The organism is Bizionia gelidisalsuginis (assembly GCF_008086185.1).
In the GTDB taxonomy this organism is placed as follows: domain Bacteria; phylum Bacteroidota; class Bacteroidia; order Flavobacteriales; family Flavobacteriaceae; genus Bizionia; species Bizionia saleffrena.
This window is the reverse complement of the sequence record NZ_VSKN01000004.1, coordinates 130,326-142,343: the sequence shown is the minus strand read 5'-3', so window position 1 is coordinate 142,343 and position 12,018 is coordinate 130,326. Positions and strand designations below refer to the sequence as shown.

General features: G+C 36.0%; 10 protein-coding genes. 1 reads left to right on the top strand and 9 read right to left on the bottom strand.

Annotation, left to right across the window (positions count from 1 at the left end; translation table 11 throughout):
* The 6 genes from rfbB to ES677_RS04650 all read right to left on the bottom strand — a co-directional run bounded on the left by rfbB (position 1) and on the right by ES677_RS04650 (position 7,628).
* Positions 1 to 1,074, bottom strand: coding sequence for a dTDP-glucose 4,6-dehydratase (gene rfbB, locus ES677_RS04675; RefSeq protein WP_148380569.1), 1,074 nt, complete (start codon positions 1,072 to 1,074; stop codon positions 1 to 3).
* Between the two features lie 260 nt (positions 1,075 to 1,334).
* Positions 1,335 to 2,402: a DUF2273 domain-containing protein gene (locus ES677_RS04670; RefSeq protein WP_148380568.1), complete on the bottom strand. Its 1,068-nt coding sequence runs from the start codon at positions 2,400 to 2,402 to the stop codon at positions 1,335 to 1,337.
* Between the two features lie 9 nt (positions 2,403 to 2,411).
* Positions 2,412 to 3,518 carry a hypothetical protein gene (locus ES677_RS04665; protein WP_148380567.1) on the bottom strand — a complete coding sequence of 369 codons (1,107 nt, stop codon included), beginning with the start codon at positions 3,516 to 3,518 and terminating at the stop codon, positions 2,412 to 2,414.
* 11 nt (positions 3,519 to 3,529) lie between these two features.
* Complete coding sequence (locus tag ES677_RS04660; protein WP_148380566.1) at positions 3,530 to 5,227, bottom strand: DUF6909 family protein; 1,698 nt, start codon at positions 5,225 to 5,227, stop codon at positions 3,530 to 3,532.
* A gap of 28 nt (positions 5,228 to 5,255) precedes the next feature.
* Complete coding sequence (locus ES677_RS04655) at positions 5,256 to 6,755, bottom strand: GH3 auxin-responsive promoter family protein (RefSeq protein WP_148369866.1); 1,500 nt, start codon at positions 6,753 to 6,755, stop codon at positions 5,256 to 5,258.
* A gap of 3 nt (positions 6,756 to 6,758) precedes the next feature.
* Positions 6,759 to 7,628, bottom strand: a complete 870-nt coding sequence (locus ES677_RS04650) for a M23 family metallopeptidase (RefSeq protein ID WP_148369865.1) — start codon at positions 7,626 to 7,628, stop codon at positions 6,759 to 6,761.
* Between the two features lie 115 nt (positions 7,629 to 7,743).
* Between ES677_RS04650 and tatA the strand changes: the two genes are divergently transcribed.
* Positions 7,744 to 7,932 (top strand): twin-arginine translocase TatA/TatE family subunit, encoded by a 189-nt coding sequence (gene tatA, locus ES677_RS04645; RefSeq protein ID WP_148369864.1) that lies wholly within the window; start codon positions 7,744 to 7,746, stop codon positions 7,930 to 7,932.
* Positions 7,933 to 8,002: 70 nt separating this feature from the next.
* On the opposite strand, the gene ES677_RS04640 is transcribed toward tatA, so the two are convergent.
* From ES677_RS04640 to ES677_RS04630, 3 genes are read right to left on the bottom strand one after another with little or no spacing between them, the layout of a single operon-like run.
* Entirely contained in the window at positions 8,003 to 8,980 is a 978-nt protein-coding gene (locus tag ES677_RS04640) for a DUF4837 family protein (protein ID WP_246124371.1), read from the bottom strand.
* 22 nt (positions 8,981 to 9,002) lie between these two features.
* Complete coding sequence (locus ES677_RS04635) at positions 9,003 to 10,589, bottom strand: LysM peptidoglycan-binding domain-containing protein (RefSeq protein ID WP_148380565.1); 1,587 nt, start codon at positions 10,587 to 10,589, stop codon at positions 9,003 to 9,005.
* A gap of 48 nt (positions 10,590 to 10,637) precedes the next feature.
* Positions 10,638 to 11,828 (bottom strand): phosphoglycerate kinase, encoded by a 1,191-nt coding sequence (locus ES677_RS04630; protein ID WP_148380564.1) that lies wholly within the window; start codon positions 11,826 to 11,828, stop codon positions 10,638 to 10,640.
* Between the last annotated feature and the right edge of the window lie 190 nt (positions 11,829 to 12,018).

The window sequence follows — 12,018 nt, the reverse complement described above, 5'->3', positions numbered from 1 at the left end:
TTAGTTATATTGTTTGCTATAATAGGTTTTATACGCCCCTGAGGTGACTTGTTCCAACCATTCTTCATTTGCCATATACCAGGCTATCGTTGCTTCTAAACCTTCCTCGAAGGTTACAGAAGGGGCCCAACCTAATTCGTTTTTAATTTTATTGGCATCGATAGCGTAGCGCACATCGTGACCCGGACGGTCCTTTACGTAGGTTATTAACGCTTCAGAAGTTCCTTTTGTTCTTCCTAACGCACTATCCATTTGTTTGCATAACAATTTTACTAAGTCGCTATTTTTCCACTCGTTAAAACCACCAATATTATACGTTTCTCCTATTGTCCCCTTATGGAATGCTATGTCTATTGCACGCGCATGGTCTAATACATACAACCAATCCCTAGTATAATTGCCATCGCCATATACGGGCAATGGTTTATTATGAATGATATTATTGATGAATAATGGAATTAATTTTTCAGGAAAATGATTTGGGCCGTAATTATTCGAGCAATTACTTATTATATAAGGCAATCCGTAGGTTTCGCCGTACGCACGCACAAAATGGTCGGAGCTTGCTTTTGAAGCGGAATATGGAGAATTAGGATCGTAGGCTGTTGTTTCGGTAAACAATCCTGTTTGGCCCAAAGAGCCATACACCTCATCGGTACTTACGTGATAAAACAATTTGTCTTCCCACGTATCTTGCCATAGGTTTTTAAACGCAGTAAGCAAAATCATCGTTCCTAAAACATTGGTTTTTGCAAACGCCATAGGATCCGCGATAGAGCGATCAACGTGACTTTCAGCGGCTAAATGTATTACTCCCTCGAATTGATGCGTTTTAAACAGCGTGTTAATCTGTTCTTCGTTGGTGATATCCGCTTTTAAAAACGTGTAGTTTTCGCAAGATTCAATATCCTTAAGGTTTTCTAAATTGCCCGCATACGTTAACACGTCTAAATTGAAAATATGGTACTGCGGATATTTATTTACAAAAAGCCGTACCACATGAGAGCCTATAAAACCGGCTCCGCCTGTGATTAGTAAAGCTTTTTTCTGTTGATTTAATTGTGGGTCTAACATAAGCGTTGCTTGTCTGTGTTCAAAAAAATAATCGATTGAGTTACAATAAAACGTAAAAATAGCATTTTAAACGGAGAATCGTTCTTTTGAAACAAACAAACAAATAAGCAAACAAACGACAATTATTGAAGTAGGCTAAACCCTGATCGTGATATAAACGCCGCAAAGCACTCCAAGTAATTACCTATACTTGGGTATGTCTGTGCTTCTAAAACAAGCATTGAATGAGTGCCATTTAAAACGCACGTATAACAACCCATTTACTCCTTATAGTTATTTACAAAAATAACGACACGGTTAATTACGAACCCTAAGCATAAAAACACAAATGCCGCCAAAGGGAATATTATGGTATACTTTTCACTTATTTTATTCACTCGGTTACCAATAGATTGAAAGGTAGAAATGACATCTACAAACACATCTTTTGAAATAATTTTTTCTTCAATTTCTTGTAAATCTGCGCGCAACGCGATCTCTTTCTCCAAAAGCTCGTATTCCCTAGTGCTTGATCGCTCCGGACTTAAAGACAACGCTCCTAATTTAACTTCTTGATTGGGTCTCTCCGCTTCTTCTCTTAAAAGATTAATATAAACGCGCTGTAAGGAATCGACTTCATTTAAGTTTTCCTGAATGTTATCACGTTGAAGCGCATAAAGCTTTTCTTCTTTAATCTTTTTTGCATTTGAAAACGCATTGGAGAATGCCGAACTAATTCCAGATTCTAAGTCTTTAAAAATATCTTTTTTGGAGGACTCTGCTACTATTGTAAGTAAATTACTGGTATAAATACTTCTGTTATCTACAAACACATCATAACTTATCGGGTCGGTGGTTCGGGTGCTATCTAGCTGCACCATAAACGCTTGATAGGCCAAATATTTATCATTTTCTGATTCTGGTCCTGGTTCAATTCTAAACGCCGTTAATTTATTGACTTCTACATCGGTGCTGTCATTATCAAAAATGGTATTTAGCGCGTTATAATCTTTGTTCGCAATTAATGCGTTAAAATAATTGATATTGGAGACCAACTGGTATTTTGAACCAAAATAGGGCTCCACCAACATTTCTGAACTGTATATGGGTTTATTGGTGCGCTCTAACATATAGCCTAAACCAGCAAAAACAATAAGTATAATAAACACCGGTTTCCAAAAGCTAATAATGACTTTTAATATGGAAATAATAAACGACAAAATAGATTTTAAAATGCGCCCTATAAAGTTAAATAAACGTGTAAAAGCATTACCTATTAAATTAAAAAAAACGACCAAATCGACTTCCTCTGTATTCGATTTAGGGTCTTGTTTATCTATTTCACTCATAAAAATTAATTAGTTATAACGGATGACATGTTTATAAAAGGTGAATAGCGCACTAAAAAAACCGAGAACTATTAACGCAAATAAAGGTACTATTATTTTATACTTCTTATACCATATATTCTCAACAATTCCCTTTTCTCTGAAAGACGACACTTTATCAAAAATTGTGTTTTTAAGCACTAACTCTCTCTTAATTTCACTTAACTGATGTAACGTTGCAATCTCTTGTGCTAACAGCTCATCTTCTTTTGTTTGCGTCTTCTCCACTTGTAATCCTAAGGCGTTTCCTAAGTTTGACGAGACCGACGTTTTTTCTGATTCTTTTTCTAAAACACTTAAATAGGTGTCTTTAATTTTTCTAATCGCTGCTAACGACACCTCTAAATTTTCTTTTTCTAAACGTAAAACAGAGTCTCTTTCTTGCTTTTTAAGGTCTGAATAGTCGTTATTTATAGATTGGGAGAGTCCCTTTTCTAATTTGATAAATAATTTATTATTCTTAGTCCGTGCACGGAGTAAAAACATTTCAGCAGAGTATAAATCTCTATTGTCTAAATAAATCTCATAGTCAACTTTAGATCGCGTTACACTATCTAAATCTTTCATAAATAAACCAAACTCCTTCAATTGTTCATTTTTAGACTCCGGTGCTGCTTCGATTTCAAACTCGACAAGCGCTTCCGATTCTTTAGCAGTAATATTGAATTGTTGTGAAAGCTCCTCAGTATCTTTTAATTTAATTAGGGAATTAAAATAATTAATATTCTCTATTAAAACATATTTAGACTCAAAATTAGGCACTACAAACATCTCAGAATAATAGACTTGGTCTTTTACTTTATCTAACGTAAAACCTATTGCTAAAGCTACTATTACCACAATTGCAATGATTTTAATGTTTACAAAAATCACTTTAATACAGGCTATAAAAAAAGCGTAGAGGCCTATAAATAGGGATCCAAAAAAATTAATGACTTTTTGAATTCCATTGCCAATTAAATTGAAAAACACGATTAAATCGACTTCTTCAGATTGATTGTTATTGTTATTGTTCGCGTTATTACTGTTGGTACTATTGTTACCTGAGTTCACTGGGGTATTGGGATTATTAGACATTAATTAATAGTTTAAGAACTTTTATTGAATATTTGCTGTAATATTTTTCTTGTTATTAAATAGGTTGGTTTTACACCCGATGTTCCTAAACCTCCAGAAGCTAAGGTGCTTCCCGTTACTAAAGGATTATCACTAGCATAATACGCATATCTTACTTTTACTTCTGGGTTTATGCTACGTCTTACTTTCGAGGCGGCTTGTATTGCCTTTTGGTAATGCGCCCCTTCCATTTCCAGTCCGATGACATTCCATGTTGAATTGTGGAAGAATTTTAAAATGTCTTTATTTTGAAGCGATGTTCCTAAAACAGAAATCATTGTTCCTTCGTACACGTCCAGACCTTCACCTTCAAAATCTGATTTACACAATTTGTTTTTAAACGGATAATTATCGGCCGTACCTTCAAAAATGTGCGCCGACGGAATCATAATATCGCCTTTCCCTCCTTCTAAAATACCTGCTTTCCCCATTATAGATACGGATTCCACATTTAAAAGAATATCCTCCTTTTGAGACTTGTAAGGCTTTAAGAGTTCATCTATCGTTTCGTAGGCCTGCTCTCCAAAAGCATAATCCATAACAAAAAGCACGGGTGCTTCTTTATCTGCGTCGGGGTTTTTAACTCCGAGATCTAAGGCTTCTAAGTCTAATTTCGCAGTATCAAATATCTGGACATCAATGTTGGTTCCAGAGGTGTCCTTAATAAAAATCATTCCTTGCTCCAACGCTTTTACCGTTACTTTTTTTCGTAACGACTCATTTTCAGGATTACTTAAGTTCTCGTAGGTTACAAAAATATTTTTTTCGCTCTTCGTCGGTTTTAAAGCTAACGGCGCGTACAACGTGTTCATAACACTATGTAAGTTTGCACTAATAATATGTATTGGTCGCGCTAATAAATTATGCTTTTCTAAGGTTTCTTTTATCGTGTTTGCCCACATTTCTCCGTGAATATGGTGCCCTAAGCGCTCTCGTAATACCGGACTAAACGTTACCGTACGTTTATTATTAAAGACCACCTCATCGATGGCTAGTTTCCCCAACCAATAAATAATATGTAGAAAACGTTCAGGTTGCTGGGGAGTTGCAAACTTTGTATACGCCAATTTAATTTGCTCGAACGTACGACCTAAAATATTTGCGGTATGTGTAATAGCTACTTCGCGCTCTTTTAGCGTTAATTTATCTTCGGTTAAAACGGCAACTTCTAGTTTTTGCCAATCGCGTGTTGTATTTCCTTTTTCGTCAATAAGGACTCGCTTACTTATTTTATGAGACTCTATAAACAAAAAGGTTAAGTGTGTTAAAATATCGTAAATCTCAGAGCGTCCCCTGGTAATTTCAATATTCATTTGTTCGTTATCGATACGGTAACAGTTTCGTCTACGTTTTGAAGGAATAATCACTTCAAAGTGAGAGTCTGTATAGCCTTCGTTACTGGTTAAATTTATAAAACGACACTCTTCAATTCCGTAAGGCAACCTGTCTATTACATATAACAATCCTTCCAGTTCCGCTTTTTCATCGGCAATAGAGCCATAAATTTCGGGTCTCAATACCAAAAGGGCTTCGCGCAAAGTTTCGCCCGAAATCCCCATTGGTTTATAAAACCCTCTATTAAACAAATGGCGCATAGTAATATACATACGCTCAATGGCATTAGAGCTTTCTTGTGCTCTAGTTCTTACATGAAATTTTTCTTTCTTCATATACGCTGTTTAACGTGCAAATATAGTATTATTTCTCAACACTAAGTTTTTGTAATGCATCGGCAATCTTTCGGTCGTTCGATAAACGCGGTAATTTGTTTTGCCCCCCTAATTTTCCGATAGATTTCATATACTGTTGAAACCCGTTGTTTTGCACTGTGGTTATTTTTAGAGGCTGAAGGACTTTTCCTTCAATTAAATCTCGATAATAACTATTTTGTTCTTGTAAAGCGCGGTCTATTTTTAGGGATAACACGCTTACGTTTTCTGGTGCTTTTTCAAATTCGATAAACCATTCGTGATACGGAAGTCCGGACTCCGGATTAATTTGAGGGGCTACCGTAAATTCTGAGACACTTACATTTTCTGATGCCATCGCCTCTTGCAACGCACACTCCACTTCTTTACCAATAACATGTTCACCAAACCCCGAAATGAAGTGTTTAATGCGCCCAGACACAATAATACGATACGGTTTTATACTTGTAAACTGTACAGTATCACCAATATTATAACACCATAACCCAGCATTGGAAGAGATTAGCATTACGTAATTAACGTTCACTTTAACGTCTTTAATTGTGATGCGTTTCGGTTGTTCATGAAAAAACGAATCGGCTTCAACAAATTCGTAAAACATTCCAGAATCTAGCTGCAACAGCATTCCTTTTTCTGTTTGGCAATCTTGAAACGCAAAAAAGCCTTCGCTTGCCGGATACAATTCTATGCTATCCACTTTTCTTCCGATTAAATCTTCGAATTTAGCACGATATGGTTCGTAATTGACCCCGCCATATATAAATAAATTGAAGTTTTTAAAGACGTCGCCTACTGGTTTTCCGGTTTTCTTCTGAAGTTTTTCGAAATACATTTGTACCCAAGACGGAATTCCTGAAATCACCGTTAAATCTTCAGAAAAAGTTTCATCTACAATAGCCGATACTTTCGCTTCCCAATCGTCGATACAATTAGTTTCCCAAGACGGCATTCGGTTTTTCTGAAGGTATTTAGGGACGTAATGCGCTACAATTCCAGACAATCGCCCTAACTGTACGCCGTTTTCCGTCTTTAAAACGGGACTCCCTTGTAAAAAAATCATTTTACCCTCTACAAAACTAGAGTTCCCTGTTTCGTGAATATACATTAAAATCGCATTTCTTGCGGCCTTAATATGGTTCGGCATACTTTCTTTTGTAATAGGAATATACTTCGCCCCAGACGTCGTTCCCGATGTTTTTGCAAAATACAACGGTTTTTCTGGCCATAAGATATTAGATTCGCCTGCAACAACGCGCTCTACATACGGTTTTAAATCTTCGTAATCGCGAATAGGAACCCGAGCTACAAAGTGCTCGTAGGTTGTAATTTCAGAAAACTTATGATCTTTTCCAAATTGTGTGTTTGCCGCTTGCTGGATCAAGTCTTTAAAGACTTTTTCTTGCGTTTTAAGGGGCTGTCCGGCCCACTTTTTTATGGTTAGATACGTAAAATACGCAAACGGTTTTGCGAGTAAAGATTTAATCGACATAAGTTATTTGAAATCTATAAAATTAGTTGGATTTACAGGGTAGCCGTCACTCCATAATTCGAAATGCAAATGTGGTCCTGTCGTATAATCTCCAGTATTTCCGGAGATGGCGATAACCTCTCCTGCTTTTACTAAGTCGCCTTGACTTTTAATTAACGAAGAGTTATGCTTGTAAACGGAAATAAGTCCGTGGCTGTGTTCTATAATAATAACGTATCCGGTTTCGGCCGTCCACTCAGAGAAAATAATAGTTCCATCGGCGGTTGCTTTTATTGGTGTGTCTTTGGCCACAATAATATCTACGGCATAATGTTTTATTTCGGCATTATAGGGATCGCTTAGTATACCGTTTGCAGGGGGGAAAAGTATAAAATTAGCTTTTGAAATCGCCGATTCAAAAAGGTTGTATTTATCTTCCTTTTCAACCCGTTCTCGTAATAAAGAGTCCTCTTTACTCGATTTTAAACTAATATCGGCAGCTTCAATACTTGCGGCTTCGATTATAGAATCTCTATTAAAAACAACCGTTTTTACATCGCCTTGTAACACTTTTTTTATCGACGAATAATACTGCTCGTTTAACGAAATTACTTTTTGCAACGAATCTGTTTTAAAATTAAGCTCTATGGCTTTCTTTTTTAATGCTGTTGATGAATATCCAGGAATATATTCTCGCAATGACGTAAAGGCAATTAAAAGAATAGTAAATACTATTAATAAAATAGAAGACAAGGTGCCAAGCACGAATACATTTAATCGATTAAGCTTGAATGATATGCGCTCTTCAAACGTATTTTCATTTAAAATAACTAATCTGTACTTATGCAGTAGCTTTTTAGATATTTTCTTGGATTTTTTCTTCTTTACAGCCATATTAAACAAAAGTAAATAAAATAATTACTCTAAATGTTTTACAATATGCTAAAGTTACCTATAAAAGGTTGTTTTTAAACTTAAATTATTAACTTTGCTGTCTAAATTAAAAGTTATGATTGCATCAAATATATTTTTAGGAATGATTGGTCCATGGCAAATAGCAGTTGTTGTAGTACTCGTGTTATTATTGTTTGGCGGTAAGAAAATACCAGAATTAATGAGAGGACTTGGTAGCGGAATTAAAGAATTTAAAGACGCTAGTAAAGAAGAGGAAGAAGAAAAAGCTAAAGATTCTAAATAAATAGTATTTTAAAAGCATAAAAAAACCAACGCGAAAACGTTGGTTTTTTTATGTCTTAATGTTATTATTATTATTCTAATTTGATGGATTTTATCATCGCTTCTAGCTCAAAAATATGTTCTCTTTTTGCTATGGAAGGCGCGTAAGCAAATCCTTCGGCGACAACATATCTGTTATTCGCTTTGTCTTCTATAATATACGTAATGAATGGCCCAGACATAAACGCATTCTTAACATCCCAAACTCCTTTTACTTCCCATGCTGGCTTATTGTTTAACGTTGTTTTAAATAAATGCGGTGCGTAGGCTTTTTCGGTAATCATATAACTCCCTTCGGTTGGTCCTGGAATGTATTTTTCTCCTATGGAATCTCTAATTTTAATAATTTGGCTAACGACACTATCAGACCCTTTTAACTTACTTAAGGGTATCTCGTATACTAATAAGTTGGTGTATCCTGTTGGAATGTCTTTACGCATCCAGAAAAAGTTATCTTCTTCTTTAGAAATTCGATACGCTGTGGAGTATTGAATATCGACTCCCAACTTCTCTTTTAAATGTGTTGCAGGATACATCGATTTGCGAATACGACGTTGCTTTTCGGCTATTTCTTCAACTTTAAAAGCACTAACAATCATTTTTGCGTTGGTTTGCAATTGCTGTTCGATCTCTTGAATAGTTTGCCCGCTTACAACAATAAACTTTTGTGGTCTTGCGTACACATTATCTTCAATTGTAGTCCCTGCTTTTCCTTTTTGAATTTTTATAATAATTCTATTTGTTCTAGAAAAGCCAGAAAATACTTGTGGCGGAATCTGTGTTAGCGAAAACAACGGTTCTTCTTGTGGCAACCCGTCTATTGGTGCCGCAAGAATATTTCTAACCGCTTGACCTAATTGGCCTTCCCATTTTTCATTTTCTATTACTACGGCTACTGTATTTAGCGCTCCAGAAGATTCTGGAATAATTCGCTGTCCTTTAGCGCTATCGTCTTTACAGGATAGTGCAAATACAATAATGGCAACAATTAAAAGTCCTTTTCGCATCATAAAATTTCGTTTTTAACAGGCGTTAACCTTTGGAAACCTTTAAGGTCATTCCGGGTTTTAAATTACTACCACTAATATCGTTCCAATCTTTAATATTCTGAACAGAAACTCCCGAATATTTTTGAGCGATGCTCCATAACGAGTCACCACTTTTTACTTTATAGGTTTTAGATGTGCTATTTACAGCCGATTTTTGTGAGGTAGTAACACTCGACGGATTTCTCGCGTAAATAGTAAGGCGCTGACCAACTTTTAGGTTGTTACTTCGCAAACCATTCCACTTCTTAATCTGACTGACGCGCACTCCGAACTTTCGAGCTATTTTACCTAAATAATCACCACTTCTCACCTTATAACGGGTTTTTGTATCGGCGTTTACCAATTGTGGTAGCGGTTTTTCGCGAGAGTCTAACTCTTTTTGTACAAAACCATAGATCTCTTTCTCGTTATTTACAAACGTACCCACATCTTCTCGCGGCAGTCTTAACGTGTAGTTTTTGTCTTTAATAAATGGAATCACGTCCAATTTATAAGACGGGTTTAAAAACTGCAGCGTTTCAATAGTAACGCCAGTATATTCTGAAACCTGACCTAAAGTTATGGTCTGTTTAATTCTAACAGTATCGGTTTCTATGTAATTAAATTGTGGTTTATGTTTAATAAAACCGTGTTCGTCTGCGTATTCAAAAATATACATTGTCGCTAAAAAGGCAGGCACATAACCAGCCGTTTCACGTGGCAAGTTGGGTCTAATATTCCAATAGTTTTTTGAGCCACCAGAACGCCTAATCGCTTTATTAACGTTACCGGGTCCTGAATTGTATGCCGCTAACGCCAAATCCCAATCTTCAAAAATCTCGTATAATCGCGCTAAATACTTAGCCGCCGATTCGGTTGCTTTTATAGGGTCGCTACGTTCGTCTACATAACTACTCACCTCTAATCCGTATTGTTTTCCGGTAGCATACATAAATTGCCACAATCCGGTTGCCCCCACTCTAGATTTTGCTCTAGGTTTCAAGGCCGATTCTACGATAGCGAGATACTTCATCTCTAAAGGAATATTGTAATTGTCTAATTCGCGCTCAAACATCGGGAAATAAAAATGACTTAATCCCATTAAGCGCTCCAAAGATTGGTGCCTTCTTTTTAAAAATGATTTGATTACACTTTCTAATCCTGGATTGTATTCCACATTAAAAGGGGTACGTGCATTTAAGCGTTCTAAGCGCGCTTTTAGTGTATCGGTAGATAATTCAGGATAGTCTACAACTGCGTATTTTAAGTTGGTAACATCGCGATAAATAGTATCGAATAACGAATTGCTGTACAACTCCTCCATCCACTTTTTATCGTAGTCTGAGGCTATTTTATCATCTAATAAAACCTCTGAAGGTTCCCATAATTTATCTGATTTCAACGATTTTCTAAAATACGTTTTACCATCTATAATCGTATCTAAAACATATTGCACTTCAGCAGATAATTCAGGTACTTTTAATGTGTTAACCTTTAGTGTGTCCTTTTTTTTCGACACGGGTGGGGTCTCTTGTCCGTGGGCCAGAGCACCACAAAACAAAGCACCCAATAGAATACTATATAATTTCATTACAACTGTTTTATTTTAAGCCTAACGCAGCTTTAGCGATTTTCTTATCTAATCCTTTAAAATAGCAGCAATTCCTGGTAAGGTTTTGCCTTCTAAACTCTCTAACATAGCACCACCACCAGTACTTACATAGCTTACTTTTTTCTCGAAACCAAATTGTTTCACGGCAGCTACAGAGTCGCCGCCACCAACTAGTGAAAACGCGCCATTTTTTGTAGCCTCTGCAATAGACGCTCCTAAAGCAATGGTGCCTTTAGAAAAGTTTTCCATTTCGAAAACTCCTAAAGGGCCATTCCATAAAATAGTTTTGCACTGCAGTACCACGTCGTGAAATTGTTTTATAGATTCTGGCCCTACATCTAAACCTTGATACCCTTCCGGAATCGCTGAAATAGCAACCACTTTAGTATTTGCTGTGTTGTTAAAAGCATCGGCAGCAACAACATCGCTAGGAATATGAATTTTTACTTTTTTATCTTCGGCTTGTTTTAAAATCGATAACGCTAATTCCATTTTATCATCTTCACAGATAGAATCACCAATGTTTCCACCTTGTGCTTTCACGAACGTAAATGCCATTCCGCCACCAATAATAAGATGATCGATTTTATCCAAAATATTTTCGATAATTGTGATTTTTGACGATACTTTTGCACCTCCCAAAATAGCTAGAACTGGCTTTTCGCCATCTTTTAATACCTTATCAATACTTTTAATTTCTTTTTCTAAAAGACTACCAAAACATTTTTTTCCGGGAAAAAACTGAGCAATAACAGTTGTTGAAGCGTGCGCTCTGTGTGCTGTTCCAAACGCATCATTTACATAAATATCACCTAATTTAGACAGTTTTTCTGCAAAGTCTTTATCCCCCGCCGTTTCTTCCTCGTGGAAACGTAGATTTTCGAGAATTAAGAGCTCTCCCGGTTTTAAGTTTGCTGCTGCTTCTTCAGCTTCAACCCCCACACAATTGGAGACAAATTTTGTTTCTACACCAATAATATCTTCAACAGTATTTATAATATGTTTTAACGAAAACGCGTCTTGAACTCCTTTTGGTCGGCCTAAATGAGACATTAAAATACAACTCCCACCATCTTCTAAAATTTTAATTAATGTTGGTTTTGCCGAAGCAATTCTAGTCGCATCGGTGACCTTAAAATTCGCATCTAACGGCACGTTAAAATCGACACGAATTAACGCTTTTTTATCTTTAAAATTAAAATCTTGTAATGTCTTCATTATATTACTGTAGTTATTATGAATGTATATTTAAAATTCAAAACCTGATTAAATGGTCCGATTACACCATTTTTCAGTGAGTAAAAATAGGTGTAAATTGCTTCAAATATATACAAATACTATGATACTCGTTTGCCATCTGCCTTAAAAATTAAACGTCATAAACATATTGAAACCAAAAAATAGTTTT

What these genes read in the sequence shown, in the direction of transcription:
- tatA (WP_148369864.1), top strand. Translation starts at nt 7,744, where the DNA reads ATGATTGCATCAAATATATTTTTAGGAATGATTGGTCCATGGCAAATA.
- rfbB (WP_148380569.1), bottom strand. Translation starts at nt 1,074, where the DNA reads ATGTTAGACCCACAATTAAATCAACAGAAAAAAGCTTTACTAATCACA.
- ES677_RS04640 (WP_246124371.1), bottom strand. Translation starts at nt 8,980, where the DNA reads ATGATGCGAAAAGGACTTTTAATTGTTGCCATTATTGTATTTGCACTA.
- ES677_RS04665 (WP_148380567.1), bottom strand. Translation starts at nt 3,518, where the DNA reads ATGTCTAATAATCCCAATACCCCAGTGAACTCAGGTAACAATAGTACC.
- ES677_RS04635 (WP_148380565.1), bottom strand. Translation starts at nt 10,589, where the DNA reads ATGAAATTATATAGTATTCTATTGGGTGCTTTGTTTTGTGGTGCTCTG.
- ES677_RS04670 (WP_148380568.1), bottom strand. Translation starts at nt 2,402, where the DNA reads ATGAGTGAAATAGATAAACAAGACCCTAAATCGAATACAGAGGAAGTC.
- ES677_RS04660 (WP_148380566.1), bottom strand. Translation starts at nt 5,227, where the DNA reads ATGAAGAAAGAAAAATTTCATGTAAGAACTAGAGCACAAGAAAGCTCT.
- ES677_RS04650 (WP_148369865.1), bottom strand. Translation starts at nt 7,628, where the DNA reads ATGGCTGTAAAGAAGAAAAAATCCAAGAAAATATCTAAAAAGCTACTG.
- ES677_RS04630 (WP_148380564.1), bottom strand. Translation starts at nt 11,828, where the DNA reads ATGAAGACATTACAAGATTTTAATTTTAAAGATAAAAAAGCGTTAATT.
- ES677_RS04655 (WP_148369866.1), bottom strand. Translation starts at nt 6,755, where the DNA reads ATGTCGATTAAATCTTTACTCGCAAAACCGTTTGCGTATTTTACGTAT.